Annotated in this window: 17 protein-coding genes and 1 tRNA gene; 12 read left to right on the forward strand and 6 right to left on the reverse strand. The window is 66.7% G+C overall.

The annotated features are described in order from the left end of the window. The first annotated feature begins 40 nt into the window (after window positions 1–40). Entirely contained in the window at window positions 41–571 is a 531-nt protein-coding gene (gene lspA / locus AB4Y92_RS16440) for a signal peptidase II (RefSeq protein WP_441820627.1), read from the forward strand. Between the two features lie 177 nt (window positions 572–748). Then, window positions 749–1699: a 4-hydroxy-3-methylbut-2-enyl diphosphate reductase gene (ispH, locus tag AB4Y92_RS16445; protein WP_057943500.1), complete on the forward strand. Its 951-nt coding sequence runs from the start codon at window positions 749–751 to the stop codon at window positions 1697–1699. A 42-nt stretch (window positions 1700–1741) separates the two neighbouring features. Here ispH and AB4Y92_RS16450 read toward each other — a convergent pair whose 3' ends face one another. Further along, window positions 1742–3016 (reverse strand): cation:proton antiporter, encoded by a 1275-nt coding sequence (locus AB4Y92_RS16450; RefSeq protein WP_441820628.1) that lies wholly within the window; start codon window positions 3014–3016, stop codon window positions 1742–1744. 184 nt (window positions 3017–3200) lie between these two features. Between AB4Y92_RS16450 and AB4Y92_RS16455 the strand changes: the two genes are divergently transcribed. The 4 genes from AB4Y92_RS16455 (at window position 3201) to AB4Y92_RS16470 (ending at window position 6968) form a co-directional block, all read left to right on the forward strand. After that, window positions 3201–3276, forward strand: a tRNA-Thr gene (locus tag AB4Y92_RS16455). 855 nt (window positions 3277–4131) lie between these two features. Then, window positions 4132–5919, forward strand: coding sequence for an FG-GAP repeat domain-containing protein (locus AB4Y92_RS16460; RefSeq protein ID WP_441820629.1), 1788 nt, complete (start codon window positions 4132–4134; stop codon window positions 5917–5919). A 169-nt stretch (window positions 5920–6088) separates the two neighbouring features. Then, window positions 6089–6478: a VOC family protein gene (locus AB4Y92_RS16465; RefSeq protein ID WP_441820630.1), complete on the forward strand. Its 390-nt coding sequence runs from the start codon at window positions 6089–6091 to the stop codon at window positions 6476–6478. 124 nt (window positions 6479–6602) lie between these two features. Beyond that, a complete protein-coding gene (locus AB4Y92_RS16470; RefSeq protein WP_441820631.1) occupies window positions 6603–6968 on the forward strand; it encodes a hypothetical protein in 366 nt (121 codons plus the stop codon). On the opposite strand, the gene AB4Y92_RS16475 is transcribed toward AB4Y92_RS16470, so the two are convergent. Further along, window positions 6965–7261 (reverse strand): hypothetical protein, encoded by a 297-nt coding sequence (locus AB4Y92_RS16475; protein ID WP_441820632.1) that lies wholly within the window; start codon window positions 7259–7261, stop codon window positions 6965–6967. The genes AB4Y92_RS16470 and AB4Y92_RS16475 overlap by 4 nt on opposite strands. A gap of 193 nt (window positions 7262–7454) precedes the next feature. Here AB4Y92_RS16475 and AB4Y92_RS16480 point away from each other — a divergent pair, with 193 nt between their 5' ends. From AB4Y92_RS16480 to AB4Y92_RS16500, 5 genes are all read left to right on the forward strand, one after another. Further along, window positions 7455–7751 (forward strand): hypothetical protein, encoded by a 297-nt coding sequence (locus tag AB4Y92_RS16480; protein WP_441820633.1) that lies wholly within the window; start codon window positions 7455–7457, stop codon window positions 7749–7751. Between the two features lie 314 nt (window positions 7752–8065). Continuing rightward, the gene (gene radA / locus AB4Y92_RS16485; protein WP_441820634.1) at window positions 8066–9487 is read left to right on the forward strand and encodes a DNA repair protein RadA; all 1422 of its coding nucleotides are present in this window, start codon (window positions 8066–8068) and stop codon (window positions 9485–9487) included. Between the two features lie 186 nt (window positions 9488–9673). Beyond that, window positions 9674–11047, forward strand: a complete 1374-nt coding sequence (locus AB4Y92_RS16490) for an outer membrane protein assembly factor BamB family protein (RefSeq protein ID WP_441820635.1) — start codon at window positions 9674–9676, stop codon at window positions 11045–11047. A 286-nt stretch (window positions 11048–11333) separates the two neighbouring features. Beyond that, a complete protein-coding gene (locus AB4Y92_RS16495; protein ID WP_441820636.1) occupies window positions 11334–12887 on the forward strand; it encodes a hypothetical protein in 1554 nt (517 codons plus the stop codon). A gap of 46 nt (window positions 12888–12933) precedes the next feature. Next, a complete protein-coding gene (locus tag AB4Y92_RS16500) occupies window positions 12934–13488 on the forward strand; it encodes a hypothetical protein (protein ID WP_441820637.1) in 555 nt (184 codons plus the stop codon). Between the two features lie 153 nt (window positions 13489–13641). Here the strand turns inward: AB4Y92_RS16500 and AB4Y92_RS16505 are convergent, their stop codons facing one another. Continuing rightward, window positions 13642–14070: a glutaredoxin family protein gene (locus tag AB4Y92_RS16505; protein ID WP_441820638.1), complete on the reverse strand. Its 429-nt coding sequence runs from the start codon at window positions 14068–14070 to the stop codon at window positions 13642–13644. Window positions 14071–14404: 334 nt separating this feature from the next. Further along, entirely contained in the window at window positions 14405–14617 is a 213-nt protein-coding gene (locus AB4Y92_RS16510) for a hypothetical protein (protein ID WP_441820639.1), read from the reverse strand. 345 nt (window positions 14618–14962) lie between these two features. On the opposite strand from AB4Y92_RS16510, the gene AB4Y92_RS16515 reads away from it, so the two are divergent. Further along, on the forward strand, window positions 14963–16684 hold the full coding sequence (locus AB4Y92_RS16515; protein ID WP_441820640.1) for a hydrogenase maturation protein: 1722 nt from the start codon (window positions 14963–14965) through the stop codon (window positions 16682–16684). 185 nt (window positions 16685–16869) lie between these two features. On the opposite strand, the gene AB4Y92_RS16520 is transcribed toward AB4Y92_RS16515, so the two are convergent. Both AB4Y92_RS16520 and AB4Y92_RS16525 read right to left on the reverse strand, forming a co-directional pair. Next, a complete protein-coding gene (locus tag AB4Y92_RS16520; RefSeq protein ID WP_441820641.1) occupies window positions 16870–17088 on the reverse strand; it encodes a hypothetical protein in 219 nt (72 codons plus the stop codon). 100 nt (window positions 17089–17188) lie between these two features. Further along, window positions 17189–18769, reverse strand: a complete 1581-nt coding sequence (locus tag AB4Y92_RS16525) for a DHA2 family efflux MFS transporter permease subunit (protein WP_057943490.1) — start codon at window positions 18767–18769, stop codon at window positions 17189–17191. Window positions 18770–18792: the final 23 nt, after the last annotated feature.

An 18792-nucleotide genomic window follows, 5' to 3' on the forward strand; every position in this document is an offset into this window, starting at 1 on the left:
CGTTCCGGTTCCATTCTTTTCTTCGCAGACCCCAGGCCCGATGATCGATACCGCAAGCAAACCCGGCAAGAACGCGCTCGTATGGCTGATCGTCTCGGTCGTGGTGATCGTGCTCGACCAGCTCAGCAAGGCCTGGGTGCTGGCATCGCTCCCCGAGTACACGCCGGTGCCGGTGATCGACGGCTTCTGGAACTGGTATCGCAGCTACAACACCGGCGCGGCCTTCAGCTTCCTCAGCGACGCCGGCGGCTGGCAGAAGTATTTCTTCATGGTCCTGGCGGTGGCGATCAGCGGCCTGCTGGCGCGCTGGCTGGCACGGACCGAGCGCGGCGACTGGAAATCGGCGTTGCCCTTCGCCCTGGTGATAGGCGGCGCCATCGGCAACGTGATCGACCGCATGCTGCACGGCCACGTGGTCGATTTCATCCAGTGGTACGTGGGCGATTACCACTGGCCTTCGTTCAACATCGCCGACTCGGCGATCGTCGCCGGCGCGATCGGCATCGCCATCTACGGCCTGTTCCCGAGCCGCGCCGACGCCAAGCGGCGGGCGGGCGAGGGCAAGGCCTGAGCGGCTGCGCCCGGCTCGTCCGGGCCTGAACGATCCGGGCCGCGACGGCGCACAGGTCCAGCGCGCAGCGCCGGGTCTCGGCCGCTGCGGCCCCTTCGCAGCCTCCAGCCCGTCGCGCCGCCCGTGTACGGCCTGCATCACGGCCGCTTTTCCGCCACAGGAGTACAATCGCGTTCCATGGACGTCCTGCTAGCCAACCCCCGCGGCTTCTGCGCCGGCGTCGATCGCGCGATTGAAATCGTCAAGCGCGCCATCGAAACCCTCGGTGCGCCGATCTACGTGCGCCATGAAGTCGTGCACAACCGTTTCGTCGTCGATGACCTCAAGCATCGCGGCGCGATCTTCGTGGAAGAACTCGACGAAGTCCCCGACGGCGCGACCGTGATCTTCAGCGCCCACGGCGTGTCCAAGGCCGTGCGCGAAGAAGCCGAACGACGCCAGCTCAAGGTGTTCGACGCGACCTGTCCGCTGGTCACCAAGGTGCACCTGGAAGTTTCGCGCCACTGCCGCGCCGGCCGCGATGTGATCCTGATCGGCCACGCCGGCCATCCGGAAGTCGAAGGCACCATGGGCCAGTGGCGGCGCGAAGCCGGCCTGGGCCGGATCTACCTGGTCGAGGACGCGGAAGACGTCGCGCGCCTGCAGGTCGATCAGCCGGAAAACCTCGCTTACACCACGCAGACCACTTTGTCCGTGGACGACACCCGCAGCGTGATCGAAGCGCTGCGTGGCAAGTACCCTGCGATCCAGGGCCCGCGTCACGACGACATCTGCTATGCCACGCAAAATCGCCAGGACGCGGTGCGCGAACTGGCGGCCAAATGCGATCTGGTCCTGGTGGTCGGCTCGATCAACAGCTCCAACTCCAACCGCCTGCGCGAGCTGTCCGAGCGCGAAGGCGTGCAGGCCTACCTGATCGACGGCGCGGTCGAAATCGATCCGCAGTGGGTGGTGGGACGCAAGCGCATCGGTGTCACCGCCGGCGCATCGGCGCCGGAAGTGCTGGTGCGCGGAGTGATCGAGCGCCTGCGCGAACTCGGCGCGCAGCACGTCGGCGAACTCGACGGCGAGCCGGAAAACATGGTGTTCGCGCTGCCGAAAGAACTGCGCCTGCAACTGGTCGGCTAAAGGCTTCGCGCGTCGGCCGGGCCAGCCCCTGCCGACGCGACTTCACACGTATTCGTATCGCGCCTGCGCCGCCGCGCGGCGGCCGCGCAGCATCCAGCGGAACAGCGGACCGGTCAGCACCGTCGATAGCACCGCCAGCGTCACCAGCGCGGCGAAGGCGTGTTCCGACAACAGGCCTTTGTCGCGCAGGATCGTCGCCGCGACGATTTCCATCAGCCCCTTGCACTGCAGCAGCGCGCCGACGGCCAGGGCCTCACGCCGCGGCAGGCGGGCGATCGGCGGGCACATCAGCAACGCCGCCAGCTTGGCCGCGACCGACACCAGCAGCAGCGCCAGCGCCGCTTGCAGCGAGGCCCAGCCCAGCACGTCGCCATCGATGCGCAGGCCGCTGTGACCGAAGAACAGCGGCGCCAGGCCGATCAGCGCATAGCCGCCCAGGCGTTCCAGCGGCAATTGCCGCGCCCAGCTCGGCGCCAGCACCGCGCCGGCGAAATACGCGCCCAGCAAGGCGTGCAGGCCCAGTTGCGAACTCGCCCACGCGCCGGCGGCCAGATACAGCGGCAGCGCCAGCCACACCGCCGCGCGCGGCGGCGAGGGATAGCGGCGATGCAGCCACGCGCCCAGCGTCGCCAGCGCGATCATGGTCGCCACCGCCAAGGCATCCAGCCCGCCCCAGCCGCTCAGGCCGGTGCCTTCGGCGAGGAACAGCAGCACCGCCAGCCCGATCCACAGCACCGCGTCGTCCACCACCGCGATCGCCAGCGCGACCTGGGTCAGCGGCCGATGCAGCGGCCCGAGCTCGCGCACGATCCCGATCAGCACCGGCAGCGCGCTGACCGCCACGCACAGCCCGATCGCGACCGCGCCCAGCCAGCCGCCGCCGCGCGGCGCGGTCCAGCCGGGCAGTTGGTTGAAATAGCCGTAGGCGGCGAGGGTGCCCACCGCGAACGGCAGGACCAGGGCCAACCCGGCGCTGAGGGCGAAACGCGAGACCGACCGTCGCGCCCGCACCGGCCCCGCGGCCGGCGTGGGCGCCGCCGGCGTCGCCTCGGCCTCCGGCTGCGGCCGGTAGTGACTTTGCCGCGTCTCCAGCCCCGCGCTGAACGCCAGCGCCAGCACGCCGACCCAGCCGAGCTTGTCGCCGATGGCCGACGGCACGCCCAGCTCCGGCGGCAGCCAGCCGCTGGCGGCCAACACCAGCCCGATCACGATCGGCAGCACCGCCAGCGGCACCGAGCGGCCGAGCAGGCGCCACAGCCCCCAGGACAGGAGAACGAAGATCAGCGCATCGGCGCAGGCGGCGAGGATGGGGTGCATGAGGCGGATGATATCGCCGTCATGCTGCGCGCAGGGCGCAAGAGCGGCCTTGCGGGCCCTCGCGGAGACTATGCGCAGAAGACGCGGATCGTAGCTGCGCGGCGTCGGCGGAGGCCGCCGCCGCTGTCCAGTACAAGTCTGAATTGACCGCCCGGGGGCCGGCCGCCTAGAATTGCGATCCTTCGCCGGAATAGCTCAGTTGGTAGAGCGGCGCATTCGTAATGCGTAGGTCGTAGGTTCGATTCCTATTTCCGGCACCACGTAATCCCGAGAAGAAAACAACCGCCCGGCCAACGATCCAACGGCCGGCACCTTCCCGGAAAAAGAAAGCCCCGCCACCCGCGGGGCTTTTTCTTTAAGGGCCTAACAGCCCGCGCGCCGGCCCAACGGCCAGCACCTTCCCGGAAAAGAAAACCCCGCCAGCCGCGAGGTTTTTTCTCTAAGCCCCCGACGCCGGACCAATGGAAAGCCCTGCTACCCACGGGGCTCTCTTTTAGCCGTTACGCACAGCGGTCTCAATCGCCCGAGCGCTGATCCAACTGACAGCCCGGCCCAGCCAAAAAAGCCACGCGGACATCACCTCAATCCCGCCTTTTTTGTTTCAGCCACTGAGCAACCAGCGCGCCACCCGGCACCGCCCGCGACCCACAAGAAATAATACGGTCCAACCCGGCGACGGAAGCTCTATGATCCGCGCAGAACAGTCGCATGGAGCGGTATTTACCGCGGCGCGATACACGGTCGAAACATACCGAGCGGCAGCACTTCTCGAGGGAGCGAAGATGAGAGCGAAGCGATATTCCAAGGTATTTGGTGCTGTGACGTTGCTTTGCCTCGCAGGTGCGCATGCCGCGCCCGCGCAATCGCCGCCGTCTCGCTACTCGCTTGAGATTGCAAGGGCTTACGTCAGCATCTTCGAGTACCCGACGTCGTGGAGAGCCACGGAAGTTGGCGATATCAATGGGGACGGTCGCGCGGACATCGCCTCTCTCGTCCTTAATGGTTTTGGCCCGATCAGGTTTGACGCCGAGGTGACTCGGCAAAATTCCGACGGCACTAGCGAGTATCTGCGCGCGCCTGTGCCCACGCTGGCAGCGTCATTCCTCGGCACCGGCATGGCCGATGTAAATCACGACGGCCGGCAGGACCTGGTGATCACCTCGAAGAAATCGTTCGACATCCTGCTATACGGCAGCGACGCTATGCCGGCCGTCAGCACCTACACACCAACTGCGGGCTTGACCGCCGACGTTCCCGCTCGCCTGATCGACGTCGATGGCGACGGCACGATGGACATCGTGACTCACTACAGCGCGGCCGGCAGCGACCAGCCAGCCACGCCGGGCAGCCGCTTGATCGTGTTCAAGGGCGACGGGCAGGGTGGGGTCGCGGAAGAAATCGCCCTGGTGACCGGCGCGGTGAATGCCGGCGACGTACAAAAAGCCCGCTCGATGGCCGGAGGCGATTTCAATCACGACGGTCTGCCCGATCTGGCGATCCGTTTCGACGAATTCGATGCCGCCGGCCAATCGTGGTCGTATCCGGTCAAGGTATTTCTCAACGATGGCGTCGGCGGTTTCCAGGCGCCGTATGCGATCGACAGCAGCGCCCCAGTCCTGTATCTGGCCGCCGGCGATCTCAACGGCGATGGCCGCGACGATCTGGCCGCCACCGGTACGCTGTCGCCGCCCGACAGCAAGATTCACGTATTCCTGCAGAGCGAAGACGGAGTGCTGGGCTCGGATGTTGTCTATCCGGTTGCGGCGCCAGCTGAGGATCTGGAGATTGCCGATCTGGATCGTGACGGGCGGCAGGATCTGTTGGTCGGTGTCACCTCCACACGAAGCATCGGTTTTTACCTGCAGCGCGAGGGCGAATTGGCTGATCCGGTGTATCTCAAGCTCCAGAACCCGTTAGCTTCCGCGTGGTTCAGCGCTTCCAGTATGGCCATAGGCGATCTCAACGGCGACGGCTGCACCGACGTGACTGTCGCCGGCGGAGCCGGATTTTGGGCCCTGCACGGGAAGGGCTGCGTACCGCCGTCCTCCAGCGACATCAACGACGACCGTAAATCCGACCTGCTATGGCGCGACGACGCCCGCGAGAATCTGGCGATCTGGCGCATGGACGGCGGCGATGTCGTCGAAGGCATCGGCCATGCGGTGGGGGCGGATTGGAGGGTTCTGGCGACCGGCGATTTCCAGGGCGATCGCAAGCTCGATGTAATCTGGACCAACGGCGCGCAGATGCAGTTGTGGGAAGGCGACGGCAAGGGCGGTTTCGTCGGCACCCAGATGCGCGACTATCCGAGCGGCTGGCGCGTGGTGGCGGCGGGCGACGTCAACGGCGACGGCAAGGCCGATCTGCTGTGGCGCGACGAGGCCAACATCTCGGTCGCGCTGTGGGTGATGCAGGGCGCGCAGGTGATCGACAGCGCCGGGTACTCGACCGGCCCGCAGTGGTGGGTCGCCGGCAGCGGCGATTTCAACGGCGACGGCCGACTAGATGTGGTTTGGACCGACGGCGTGCAGATGCAGTTGTGGAAGGCCGGCACGGGCCTGGCCTTCGACGGCGAGACGATGCGGGACTATCCGCAAGGTTGGGAGCTGGCCGCGACCGGCGACGTCGACGGCGACGGCAAGGCCGATCTGATGTGGCGTTATCCGGTGTCGGGCCATTTCGCGATATGGCATATGGACGGCGGCGCATACGTATCCAGCGAGGGTTACCTGCCCGGCGTGGATTGGCGCGTGGCGCAGACCGGTGATTTCACCGGCGACGGACGCACCGATATCGTCTGGACCAACGGCAGCGCGATGCAGTTGTGGCAATCGCAGGGCGCGAGTTTCATCGGCGTGCCGATGCCGGACTATCCGAGCGGCTGGTCCGTCGTGCGGCGCTGAGATCGGCGCACGGATCGGCGGGCACGTGCCGCCGGTCCGATTTGCACGGGTGAATTCTGCTAAGAAAGACGGCGTTGTATGGGTTGCTTACTGCCCCAGCGCCGGCCTGAAACCGGCCTCGGCTGGCGTCGTCTCTGACAGTTCACAGATGTGAGACCGAGGAGGAACCATGAAACGCACGTGGACCATCATCGGCGTCGCCGATGTCGCTCGCAGCTTCGGTTGGTATCAGTCGTTGTTCGGCCAGGCGCTCACCGCTCCGGCGCACGATTACTTCGGGCAGATCCTGGACACGGACGGGACGGTGTTGATCTGCCTGCATCGATGGGGCGATCACGAACACCCGCCCTTGGCCAGCCCCGAGCGCGCCGAACCCGGTAACGGGCTCATCTTGTTTTTCCGCGTGGACGATTTCGAGCCGGCGCTGCTCAGGGCGCGGTCGCTCGCGTCCAAGCTGGAAGAAGAGCCGCATTTAAATCCCAGCACCGGAACGCAGGAGTTCGCGCTTCGCGATCCGGACGGGTACTACGTGATGGTCAGCGCGCTTGCCCAGGGCTGAGCGCTTGTTCAAGCCGAAGCGGCTTGATTGCCTGCGCATCTGAGATTTCGAACGACGTTATGGCCGGTGCAAGACGCCAGGTCCGTTATGTTCAATCGGTTCACGGCCTAAAAGGGAAGCGCTCATGAACGGCGAGATCAAGGATTGGGCAGGTCGTTACAAGGAAATCGGCTTCGACGCCAAGCTCAAGCACTTTTCCGAAGAAGTGTTCCGGATCGTCGAGTGGACCACCCTGGTCGCCGCCGTGGGTTATGTCGGCGCGAAGTTCAGCAGCGGCTTGTTGACGTATGCGTCGTATGCACTGGCCGTGTTGCTCTCGATCTACATCGGCAACCGATCCGTCTACATCGTGGCCGGATTGCAGGGCGCCGTGCCTGGCGCGCGCACCGGATGGGGATGGCGCGTGCTTCTGGCCGCACCGATCACCTTCGGTTCCATCTGGCTGATCATGTATGTGATCGGTTATCTGGTTAAAGCGCAGGTCGGCTAGATATTCGCGGCGAATACGAAATCGCCCCGACTGGTGGGGCGTGACTCGGCCAACCAGATCTCCCGAATGCCCGTTACTCCGATCCGCTGCGTGTTCATCCAGCGGTTCAGCTCGGATAACAGGCTGGCGATCATCGGTCCGCTATCGTCCGGCGAGCCGACGCGTCCGAGCGCGTTCATATCGGCGACGTGCTTGTTGAATTCGTCCGTGTCCCGCACCCCGCCGCCGAGAAGGTCGGTTTCGATGTCGCCCGATACTACCGAAACGCGCCGCCAAGGCTCCCACCGCCCCAATCGCAGCCAATGCGACCGCCTTCATACAAACTTTGCCTAACCCGGCGCTTGTCATCGGCGTGCATAGAAGGTGAACCCAAACTACGCGGCGGCGGCGTCTTCACCAATTCGCCATTCCTTTTTCACTATTTTTTATCAGGCCGATCGACACCATGCGCCGGCTTGCGGATCAACAGCAAAGGCAGTGACGAAAATGCGCGTAGACGTATTCGTGGTGGGCGAGGATGAGGGGTTCGTGGTGGCGCCTGCCGACAGTTGGCTGCCCCTGGACGAGATGAAGGCGCTGGGCGCATTGCGTTTCGGCTGGACCATCGATACCGCGATGGCCATGCCGAAGCTGGACTGGCACGCGATCGCGAACGATATCGATGCGCGCGGCTACAGCATCGTCGCGGCGAACGACGTCGGCGGCTTGCTGGCGCGGCCGCAGCAGCATCTGTATGCGATCTATCCCGAGCAGCACCGTCCGGACCGGCCGATGGCGGCCTGATGCCGACGCGCGGATGAATCCGTTGGCCGGGGGTAAACGCCGGCCAGCGCGGTGACCGGGCCCAGACGGCTTCGTGCCGACTTGCGTCGGGATGGCCGGGCCCCAGTCCGGCGGCAGACGCGGCGTAAGCCGCGATGGCGATCTCGGCCTGCACCGCAGGCGTGTTTCGCGGTCGCGGCTTACGCGGCGCCTGCCGACCCGCCGGCACCGCGCGGCGCAATGTAGGACTTTGCCGCGACAGCGCCGCCACGTCTCGCACGATGCGACCGGCAGCCGCTACAGTGCGGTTCCGCTCCATCGCAGTGCCGCCCGCCGTGTCCAATCTTTCCAAACCGCCCGCCAAATCCGCTGCCACCAAGGCCCGCACCGCCTACGTGTGCTCCGAGTGCGGCGCCGACTACAGCAAGTGGCAGGGCCAGTGCGGCGAATGCGGCGCCTGGAACACGCTCAGCGAATTCGTGGTCGAACCGGCGGCCAAGGCCGGCGCCGGCGGGGTCGCCGCCAGCCGCCGCAGCAGTTGGGCCGGCCGCGCCGACGCGCCCGCGGTCACCGCGCTCAAGGACGTCAGCCACAGCGAGGAATCGCGGGTCAGCACCGGCATCGGCGAGTTCGACCGGGTGCTCGGCGGCGGTCTGGTGCACGGTGCGGTGGTGCTGGTCGGCGGCGATCCGGGCATCGGCAAATCCACCTTGCTGCTGCAGGCGATCACGCGCATGGCCCAGACCCTGCCGGGCCTGTACGTCACCGGCGAGGAATCGCTGTCGCAGGTCGCCGGCCGCGCCTCGCGCCTGGGCTTGCCGCTGGACGGCGTGCACGCGCTGGCCGAGACCGGGGTCGAGCGCATTCTCGAACACGCATCCAGGATGAAGCCGGCGCTGATCGTCGCCGACTCGGTGCAGACCCTGTGGACGGAACAACTCGCCGCCGCGCCCGGTTCGGTCAGCCAGGTGCGCGAAAGCGCCGCGCGCCTGGTGCGTTACGCCAAGGAGACCGGCACCGCGGTGTTCCTGGTCGGCCACGTCACCAAGGAGGGCGGCATCGCCGGCCCGCGCGTGCTCGAGCACATGGTCGATGCGGTGCTGTATTTCGAAGGCGAGAGCGGCAGCCGCTTCCGCGTGCTGCGCGCGTTCAAGAACCGCTTCGGCGCGGTCAACGAGCTCGGCGTGTTCGCGATGAGCGACAAAGGCCTGCGCGAGGTGCCCAATCCGTCCGCGATCTTCCTCTCCGGCAGCCGCAGCCCGCAGCCGGGCAGCTGCGTGATGGTGACCCGCGAAGGCACCCGCCCGCTGCTGGTGGAAGTGCAGGCGCTGGTCGATGCCTCGCCGCTGTCCAACCCGCGCCGGGTGGCGGTCGGCATGGAACAGAACCGCCTGGCGATGCTGCTGGCCGTGCTGCATCGGCACGGCGGCATCGTGGTCGGCGACCAGGACGTGTTCGTCAACGTGGTCGGCGGCATCCGCGTGCAGGAAACCGCGGTCGATCTGCCGCTGCTGCTGGCGGTGCTGTCGTCGCTGCGCGACCAGCCGCTGGCCGAGCAGACCGTGGCCTTCGGCGAGGTCGGCCTGTCCGGCGAGATCCGCCCGGTGCCCAACGGCGAAGACCGTTTGAAAGAAGCCGCGACGCACGGCTTCAAGCGCGCCATCGTGCCCAAGGGCAACGCCCCGCGCGGCGGCCGTATCGGCGAGATGGAAGTGATCGCGGTCGAGCGGCTGTCCGAGGCGCTGGACGCGGCCTAGTCGGTGGCGGAGCCGGCGTATCGCCCAGCGCGCGGGTAGCCGTCTGCCTGCCTGATGAGAACCGCGGCATGCGGAGATGCGGACCGCCAAGTCCCGCGGCCGCGTTCGCAGTTTCAGCGAAGCCCGCGGCGATACTGATATGGCGACACGATCGTCGCGACCGCATTCATCAGAAAGGACGCAAGCATGAACTCACGTATCAGTCTCTGGGCCGCGCTCATGGTCATCGCCGGCGCGGCGCAGGCGCAATCTCCCGTGGTCCTGGAATGGACTTCGCCGCGCCTGGAGGGCTCCGCCGGCCACCCCAACGGGTCGTGCAGCTGCAGTCCCATCGAAAAGAACGCCATGGCCACCGACGCCGCCGGCAATGCCTACGTCGCCGGATACCGCAATGTCGGCCCGGCCACGGTCTGGACGGTCAGCAAGATCGATCCTTCCGGCGCGGTGGTGTGGCAGGTGAGCAATCCCGGTCCGGAGCGGCGTTTCGACTACGCCTATGCCGTGGCCGTCGATCCGAACGGCAATCCGGTGGTGACCGGCTCGTCCTATGTGCCCAGCGGTACCAGCTATCTCACCATCAAGTTCTCCGCCGCCGACGGCAGCCAGTTGTGGGAACGGCGCTATAGCGGCGTGGAAGGCGGCAGTGTCGCGACCGCCATCGCCATCGATGCCGCCGGCGACGTGGTCGTCGCCGGCAGTTCGCAAAAGCGCAGGGAAATCGGCACCGCCTATGCCACGGTCAAGTATCGCGGCAGCGACGGCGAGCAGTTGTGGGCCAGCCGCTACTCGCGCGTGACCAACGAAGGCGACCGGGTCGGCAGCCTGGCCCTGGACCGCGGCGGCAACGTGTTCGTCACCGGCGCGTCGGGCAGTTCGCAGTTCAGCAAGTTCGCTACGGTCAAATACGACGGCGCCACCGGCGCTCAGCAGTGGGTGGCGCTGTACGGGCCGCAGACCTGGACGCCGCAGGCGCATGCCGCGCTCGGCATYGCCGTCGACAGCCATGGCGATCCGGTGGTGGTCGGACAATCGTTCGGCCTGTTCGAGGATTTCGCCACGATCAAGTACGACGGCGCCACCGGCGATCCGCGTTGGGTCGCGCGTTTCGACGGTGCGGTGCGCGCCGACCTGGCCAAGGCGGTGGCCATCGACGGCAACGATGATGTCTACGTCACCGGCGCCTCGGTCGGCGGGCCCGGCTCGACCTGGAACATGGCCACCCTGAAGTACGCCGGCGCCTCCGGCAGCGAGTTGTGGCGGGCGATCGGCGAATCGCCGTGGGCCCGCAACGAAAGCGCCTACGCAATCCTCGTCGATGCGAGCGGCGTGCAAGTGGCGGGCTGGGCGACCGACACCGACGGCAAGTACCACCCCTACGCGATCGGCTATTCGGCCGCGACCGGAGCGCAGTTGTGGTCCTCGACCTTCGACCAGCCGCCGGCGACGGACACGGCGACGATCGCATTGAAGCCGGCGGGCAACGGCGCCTATTACCTCGGCGTCGAGAATTACTACGCGCGCGATGCGCATTTCCTCAAGCGTTTCCGGTTGACGCCGTAACCCGGCGGCCGAGCCTGGTTTCGCGCCAGCGGGCGGTTTCGCCCGCTGGCGGTTCGTGGCGGCGTGGCCGGATCGGCGCCGTGCGCGGGCGAATGCATGGATTCGAAAGCCAGCCGCGATAGCTTCAAGAGCGCCACGTTGCGCACGGGCAATGGCCATGCGTTTGGCCCCATCGATGAGACGAAAGCGCTCTTGACCGAACGCTTATCCGCGACGTCGGTCACGGCCCGGGCGGTATAATTTTTCCGGGCATAACAGCCCACTCTTACCTACAAGGATGCAAGCAATGCAGCGACGTCATTTTATCGGGGCGCTTCCTGTCGCCCTGGCCGCCACCGCCGTTCCGGCCGCGCTGGCCAATCCGCCCGCGACGCCGGTCTATAAGACTTCGGTCAACGCCATCGACTTCGGCGTGGTCGCCGACGGCGGTGCGGTCAACGGCACCGACAACACCGCGGCGATGACCCAGGCGATCAACTACTGCATTGAGCACGAACTCGAGCTGATCCTGCCGGCCGGCGATATCGATCTGCGCGGCGGCCTGGTGATCGCGCCGATCAACGGCGGCGATGCGCTCAAGATCAGCGGCGTCGACGCCGGCTCGCAGGGCACCCGTCTTTGGATCAAGGCCGACGCGCCGGCGTTCACCATCAAGACGCAGTGCACGCTGGAGAACTTCGGCATCATGGGCGATGCCGTCGCGGTGGGCGGTCGGGGACAGCAGGATGGCGTGCTGTTGTATGGAGTCAATCTCAGGCTGGCGCCGACGCCCGAGGAACCGAACAGGATTGTGAACGACGGCGTCGGTAACGTTTACCTGCGCAACATCGTGTTCGACGGCTGCCAGAACAGCATCCACCTGTTCGGCGTCGTGTTTTATTCCTACTTCGAGAACATTCGCTGGTTCTCGTGCGTGAACGCGCACGTGAACGGCGCGGGCGATCCGGCGCGGGACAAGCCGGGCTACGCGGTGGCGTTCCTGCAATGCCAGATGAGTCCGCCGTCCGGAAAGTACGGCTTCTATCTGGAGAACGCCGGCTCGGTGGTGCTTTCCGATTGCGCGCTCTCACCGGCCAAGCTGTCGGAGCAGTGCTTCCGCCTGGTGTCCAATGCGAGCCTGTCGGGTATCCATCAGATCGACAACACCGTCTTCGAAGGCTCGGTCAAGGAAGCGCTGCGCATCGACGGGTTGGGCACGCCGTGCCGGTTCATGTTCTTTTCCAACTGCTATTTCAACCAGTCCGGCGCCGCCGCCGATGCGATCACGCTGGTCAACGCCGAACACATATATTTCTCCAACTGCTACATCTCCGGCACCAATGCGGGCGTCACCTTCCAGGGCCGGGCGAAGAAAATCAGCCTGACCAACTGCGAGTTCCAGATCGGGGGCGCGGTACCGGTGATCCGCACGCTTCCCGGCTCGGCCGTGCATGGCCTGGACATCGTCGCGCCCAATTACGACGGCGCGCAGCGGTTTCTTGAACTGGGCAACGCGGCGGTCGGCGAGATCTCGCGCATCCACGTGTCCGGTGGCGTGCTGGGCGTGAATCCCTCGCCGGTGAATTGTCAGTCGCAAGACGCCAGCAAGGTCATGATCCTCAACACCAACAACGCCCAGACGCGCGCCGGCGGCACGGCGAGCTTCAGCGGCGGCACCAGCTTGTTCACGATCGGTCACGGCCTGCTCGGTAAGCCGAGCAAGTTCAGCGTGGTGCCCGGCAATGCGGCCGCGGGCGATGCCGAAATCCGCTGGATCGACGCCGACAGCGGCTTCATCCGTGTCCAGTGCAAGGGCGTGGCCAGCGGCGAAACCCGTTGGGTCTGGAATGCCGAGACCTGAAGCCGACAGTCGGCTTCCCGCGAACACGCTCCCCGGCAAAGGGGGCGTGTTCGCGCGCTGGGTGTCGATACTGCTGCACCCGTTCGTGGTGTTCATCGCCCTGACGATGCTGAGCGCGCGCGCTTTGGCGCCGCGAGGGCTGTGGCCGTCGTTGATCGGGGTGGCGCTGGCGGTGGCGGCGACGGGCGCCTTCGTCGCGCAGAGGCGCCGTGGCGGGCATTGGACGACGGTGGATGCATCCCGATCCAGCGAGCGGCCGTTGCTCTACGCCGTGCTGTTGTTGGTTCTGGCGATCTGTTGGTGGTGGATGCGCGAGCGGGCGCCGGCGCTGGCGCCGGGCATCGTCGCGGTCGCGGCGATGCTGGTCGCGGCGGCGTTGTGCAATCGCTGGATCAAGCTGTCGCTGCACATGGCCAGTCTGACCTTCGCGGCGGTGTCGCTGAGCGTGCTGTCGCCGTCGTGGGCGCTGGCCGGCGCGGTGTTGTTGCCGCTGCTGGGCTGGGCACGCGTGCGCATGGCGCGGCATATGCTGGTGGAAGTGATCGGCGGAACCATGCTCGGCGCGGTCGCGGCGCTGGCGTTGCAGGTGTGGGTGGGCTGAGCCGGCGCGGCCAAGCGACGGCGTCGTCGCAACGAGGTACGCCGCGAGACGCCGCAGCGCACGCGGCAGCGCGAACGCATGGGAACGAGTCGAACCGCCCGGCGGGCCGCTAACCGCCGCCCGCCGATGCGCTTAGGTTCCGAAGCAGCCCGATCAGACCGCCGGCTTGGCCTTGGCCTTGCCGTGGGTGTTGAGCAGCTCGACCAGCTTGGCTTCGTTGTAGCCGCGCATGCTGCTGTCGCCGATGAAGATCACCGGCACGCTGTTGATCTTGAGGCCGTCGGCTTCCTTGCGCGCGACTTCGTCCTTGTCGATCACGCGCTCGACGAAGCTGACGTTCTGCTTCGCCAGCAGCGCCTTGGCCTGCTGGCAGAACGGGCAGGTGGACAAGGTGTAGACGACGACGTCGCCGCCGGTCTTGGCGTAGATCGCCGAGTAATCGCCCTGGGTCACCTCCACGCCGCCGCCACCGCCGCCGCCGCCCATCAGGCCGCTGTGGCGGACCAGGTAACCGGCGCCGACGCCCAGGCCCAGCGCCAGCGCAATCACCGCAATGGTGGTCAGGATCGACTTGAAGTTCATTCCTTGTCCTCAGATAGGTCGTCGGTGTGTCGTGCGCGATCGCTCGCGCCGAGGTGGGTGCGGATCGGCGGCGGCCGCATGCGCCGATCGATGAGCGCTAGGGTTATAACACCGCCGAGGTGCCTCGCCATGGCCGCGGACGGCGGCCGATGTGACCGGCGTTACGGAATTTACGTGCGCTGCGCAGCGGCGCGGTTCGCGACGGCACGCACATCGGCGCAGGGTGCGCCGGGGCGGCACGGATTGCGGCGAATTCGTTGCGCCGCCGCACGACTTTGCGCGTCACCCGGGCCGGCGAAGCGGGGAGCGCGTGCGCTCCCCGGCCGTGTCCGCCTCAGGGAATCTGGCAGCCGCAGGCGCGGCCGCAAGCGTTGTAGTTGATCAGGCACACCGAGGCCGGCGTGCCGGCGGCGCGGCAGGCCACGCGTTGGGCGAAGCAGCTTTGCCAGCACTCCTCGCAGGTCGCGGCGAACGCGCTGAGCGAAAACGCCACGCCGAAACAGAACGCGCACATCGCCAGCATCCGGTGGTTCTTGCGCTTGAACATCGACTTCTCCTTGGTCGGTATCGACAACGCTCGGCATGAGCGCGATGGCCGCGCGCCGCGCCGCCGCCGATGCGCGGCACCGACGGCGAGCGCGTTCGTTCGACGCAGGCGCGCGGCCGAGGGCGGCCGTCGCCGCGACGTGTGCGCGACGGCTTCGGACAACGCAATACCCGCGAGCCAACGGACACGAAATCGCCGCCTTCCGATCAGGCGTGCAAGGAACAGCGATACCCGTCGAAAAATCGAAACCCCGCTGCGGTGCAGCAGGAATCTGTGATCTCCGCTCATGTTTATGAACACGTGTTGGCACACATTCGATCCTTCGTCGTGACGAAGGAGCGTGCGATGTCGCTGCGGATCTTGTTCCTGTGCACCGCATACAACGGACTGGCGCAGCGCGCCTGGGCCGAGTTGACCGATCTGGGCCATCAGGTATCGGTACAGATCGCATCCGATCCCGACACGATGCGCGCCGCCGTCGCCCGCGAGCGGCCGCAGCTGATCGTCGCGCCGATGCTCAAGACGGCGATTCCGGAAGACGTGTGGCGCCGCCACACCTGCCTGATCGTGCATCCGGGCATCGTCGGCGATCGCGGCCCGTCCTCGCTGGACTGGGCGATCCTGGAAGGCGAGCACGACTGGGGCGTCACCGTGCTGCAGGCGGCGGCCGAGATGGACGCCGGCGACATCTGGGCCAGCGCCGGTTTCGCCATGCGCGGCGCGTCCAAGAGCCAGCTGTACCGGCACGAAGTCACCGACGCGGCCAGCCGCGCGCTGTTGCAGGCGGTGGAGCGTTTCGAAACCGGCCGCTACGTGCCGCAACCGCTGGACTACGCCGCGGCGGGTGTGCGCGGACGCCTGCGCGCGAGCATGCGCGCGGCCGACCGCAGTCTGGACTGGGAGATGGACAACGCCAGCCTGCTCGCGCGCATCCGCAGCGGCGACAGTTTTCCCGGCGCGCGCGGCGAAATCGCCGGCGTGCGTTGTCACGTGTTCGGCGCGCATGTGGAACCGTCCCTGCGCGGGCGTCCGGGCGAGTTGCTGGGACGGCGCGACGGCGCGATCTGTATCGGCACGCGCGACGGCGCGCTGTGGCTGAGCCATCTGCGCGAGAAGGACGGAATCAAGCTGCCGGCGACCCTGGTGCTGGGCGAGAAACGCCTGCGCGAAGTGGCGCAGCGGCCGCTGCGGCCGGCGACTTCGGTGGCCGGGCGGCGCGATCTTGCCTATCGGCAGATCCGTTATCGCGAAGTCGGCGCGGTCGGTTACCTGCATTTCGATTTCTACAACGGCGCCATGTCCACGGCCCAGTGCGATCGCCTGCGCACCGCGTTCCTGCAGGCGCGGCAGCGGCCGACGCGGGCCATCGTGCTGATGGGCGGCAGCGATATCTGGTCCAACGGCATTCACCTCAACACCATCCAGGCCGCGGCCGATCCGGCGTTGGAATCGTGGCGCAACATCCTGGCCATGAATGCGCTGGTGCGCGAGATCGTGCTGACCGATTCGCACCTGGTGATCTCGGCGATGCAGGGCAATTCCGGCGCCGGCGGAGTGATCCTGGCGCTGGCCGCCGATCAGGTGTGGGCGCGGCGCGGGGCGGTGATGAATCCGCATTACAAGAGCATGGGCGGCTTGTACGGATCGGAGTACTGGACCTATCTGCTGCCGCGCCGGGTCGGCGAGACCTTGGCGCAGGAACTCACCGAAGGCCTGCGTCCGATCGGCGCGACCGGCGCCGAGCGCATCGGTTTGGTCGACGCCGCTTTCGGCGCCAGCGCGGCGGATTTCCTCGCCCATGTCGAACAGCGCGCCGAACGCGCGGCCGATCCGCTCAGCGTGCGCAAGGCCCTGGCCGGCAAGCGCCGTCGCCGCGCCGCCGACGAGCGCCGCAAGCCACTGGAGAGCTACGGCGCGGAGGAGTTGGCGCACATGTACCGCAACTTCTTCGGCAGCGATCGCAGCTACCACGAAGCGCGGCGGCGTTTCGTGCTCAAGTGCGCGGCGACGGCGTGCGAGGCTGCGCCGGAGCAAAGCGTGTCGCGGCGCGCGGAGGTGTCGGCTTGAGTGCGGGTGGGTGATGCGGCGTCTTAGCGAAAAGCATCGGGCCTGAAAGGCCCTCCCACAAAAAGACCTCGGCGGTACGAAGTCTCTTGTGGGAGGGCCTTTCAGGCCCGATGCTCTTCGCTCAGCAGCCGCGCACAAAACACGCCACGGGCCACTGCCCGCAGCGCGGATCATCCATCAGCCGATCAGAGCACCTCGCAGTCGCAACTGCGAACGCAGGCCCGATAAGTCGCCCCACAGGCGGCTTCATCGCCGACCACCTGCATGCATTCGGCGTACTCGATTTCGCAGGTGCGCTCGCACGTCGGAACCGCGTCGCCGGCGCTGGCGCCGAACGAGAACGCAAAGCCGAAGACCACGGCGGCCAATGCGTACATGCCGAGCTTGTTCGATTCCTTTCTCACGATGTATTCCCCGATCGCCCCGAAGCGGGGCGCGGGCATCATGCGAAGCGCGGAAGGCGCCGGTCAATATGCCGCGAAGCGGTATCCCGCCCTCGCGCGATCAGTGCCCGCCCGCCGCCGCGCCGCCCGCCGCCTTGGCGCTGAACGGCGGCTTGGCGAACCATACGAACACCGTCACCACCAGGAACAAGATGCCGATCAGATGCAGCATCTCGTTGAAGCCAATCTGCGCGGCCTGCTGCGAAATCATCTGATTGAGCACCAGCGCGCCGCGGGTGGCGTCGCCGTTGCCCAGCGTGTTGACGGTCTGCTGGATCGCCGGATCGTAGGCGCCGATATGCTCGGTCAACTGCGCGTGGTGGATGGTGCTGCGTTGGCTCCAGGCCCAGGTCGTCAACGAGGCGGCGAAGCTGCCGCCGAGTGTTCGCACGAAGGTCGCCAGGCCCGAGCCCGCCGCGATCTCATGCGGCTCCAGATCCGACAGCAGAATGGTCAGCACCGGCATGAAGAACAGCGCCACGCCCAAGCCTTGCCACAACTGCACCAGCGCCACGTGCTGGAAATCCACGTCGAGATTGAAACCCGAACGCACGAAGCTGGTAAACGCCATGACGATGAAAGCCGCGCTGGCGACCATGCGCAAGTCGAAGCGCGCCGCGTACAGGCCCACGAACGGCGTCAGCAACACCGGCAGGATGCCGATCGGCGCGGTCGCAAGACCCGCCCAGATCGAGGTGTAGCCGAGGTTGCGTTGCAGCCACAGCGGCACCAGCAGGCTGATCGAGAAGAACGCCGAGTAGGCCAACACCATCGCCAAGGTGCCGCTGGCGAAGTTGCGATGGCGGAACAGGCGCAGGTTGACGATCGGATCGCGTTCGGTCAGTTCCCAGATCACGAACACCGCCAGCGCGATCACCGCGACCACGGTCAGCACCACGATCTTGGTCGAGTTGAACCAGTCCTCGTCGTTGCCCAGGTCGAGCATGATCTGCAGCGCGGCCACGCCGATCACCAGCATCGCCAGGCCCATGTAGTCCATCTTCGGGTTTTCCAGCCGCTCCGGCCGGCCGCGCAGCTGATTGGCCACCACCAGGCTTGCGAAGATGCCGATGGGAATGTTGATGAAGAAGATCCATTCCCAGCTGTAGTTGTCGGTGATCCAGCCGCCCAGGATCGGCCCGGCGATCGGCGCGACCACGGTGACCATCGCCAGCAAGGCGATGGCTTGCCCGCGTTTGTGCGGTGGATAGATCGAAATCAGCAGCGCCTGGGTGACCGGATACATCGGTCCGGCGACGAAGCCCTGCAGTGCGCGCGCGGCGACCAGCAGACCCATGCTGTTGGCCAGGCCGCACAGGAAGGACGCGATCACGAACAGCATCGTCGCCCACATGAACAATTTACGTTCGCCGAACTTGCGCGTGAAGAAACCGGTCAGCGGCAGGGCGATGGCGTTGCTGACCGCGAACGAGGTGATGACCCACGTCGCCTGACTGCTGCTGCCGCCGAGGTTGCCGGAGATGGTCGGCAGCGAAACGTTGGCGATGGTGGTGTCGAGCACCTGCATGAACGAGGCGAGGGCGAGGCCCAGCGTCGTCAATGCGATATTCGGCGGCCGGAATGCCCCGGGGGCGGCGGGCGCCGCGGGCGCGGCTCCGGCGTTGGCGGTGGTGGCGGACATGGATCTGCCTGTCGGTTCGGGTG

The organism is Lysobacter sp. TAB13, from assembly GCF_052113885.1.
Classification (GTDB): Bacteria; Pseudomonadota; Gammaproteobacteria; order Xanthomonadales; family Xanthomonadaceae; genus Lysobacter; species Lysobacter gummosus.

Coding starts and splice junctions, on each gene's coding strand:
- lspA (WP_441820627.1), top strand. CDS start 41: ATGATCGATACCGCAAGCAAACCCGGCAAGAACGCGCTCGTATGGCTG.
- ispH (WP_057943500.1), top strand. CDS start 749: ATGGACGTCCTGCTAGCCAACCCCCGCGGCTTCTGCGCCGGCGTCGAT.
- AB4Y92_RS16450 (WP_441820628.1), bottom strand. CDS start 3,016: ATGCACCCCATCCTCGCCGCCTGCGCCGATGCGCTGATCTTCGTTCTC.
- AB4Y92_RS16460 (WP_441820629.1), top strand. CDS start 4,132: ATGGCCGATGTAAATCACGACGGCCGGCAGGACCTGGTGATCACCTCG.
- AB4Y92_RS16465 (WP_441820630.1), top strand. CDS start 6,089: ATGAAACGCACGTGGACCATCATCGGCGTCGCCGATGTCGCTCGCAGC.
- AB4Y92_RS16470 (WP_441820631.1), top strand. CDS start 6,603: ATGAACGGCGAGATCAAGGATTGGGCAGGTCGTTACAAGGAAATCGGC.
- AB4Y92_RS16480 (WP_441820633.1), top strand. CDS start 7,455: ATGCGCGTAGACGTATTCGTGGTGGGCGAGGATGAGGGGTTCGTGGTG.
- AB4Y92_RS16495 (WP_441820636.1), top strand. CDS start 11,334: ATGCAGCGACGTCATTTTATCGGGGCGCTTCCTGTCGCCCTGGCCGCC.
- AB4Y92_RS16505 (WP_441820638.1), bottom strand. CDS start 14,070: ATGAACTTCAAGTCGATCCTGACCACCATTGCGGTGATTGCGCTGGCG.
- AB4Y92_RS16510 (WP_441820639.1), bottom strand. CDS start 14,617: ATGTTCAAGCGCAAGAACCACCGGATGCTGGCGATGTGCGCGTTCTGT.
- AB4Y92_RS16515 (WP_441820640.1), top strand. CDS start 14,963: ATGTCGCTGCGGATCTTGTTCCTGTGCACCGCATACAACGGACTGGCG.
- AB4Y92_RS16525 (WP_057943490.1), bottom strand. CDS start 18,769: ATGTCCGCCACCACCGCCAACGCCGGAGCCGCGCCCGCGGCGCCCGCC.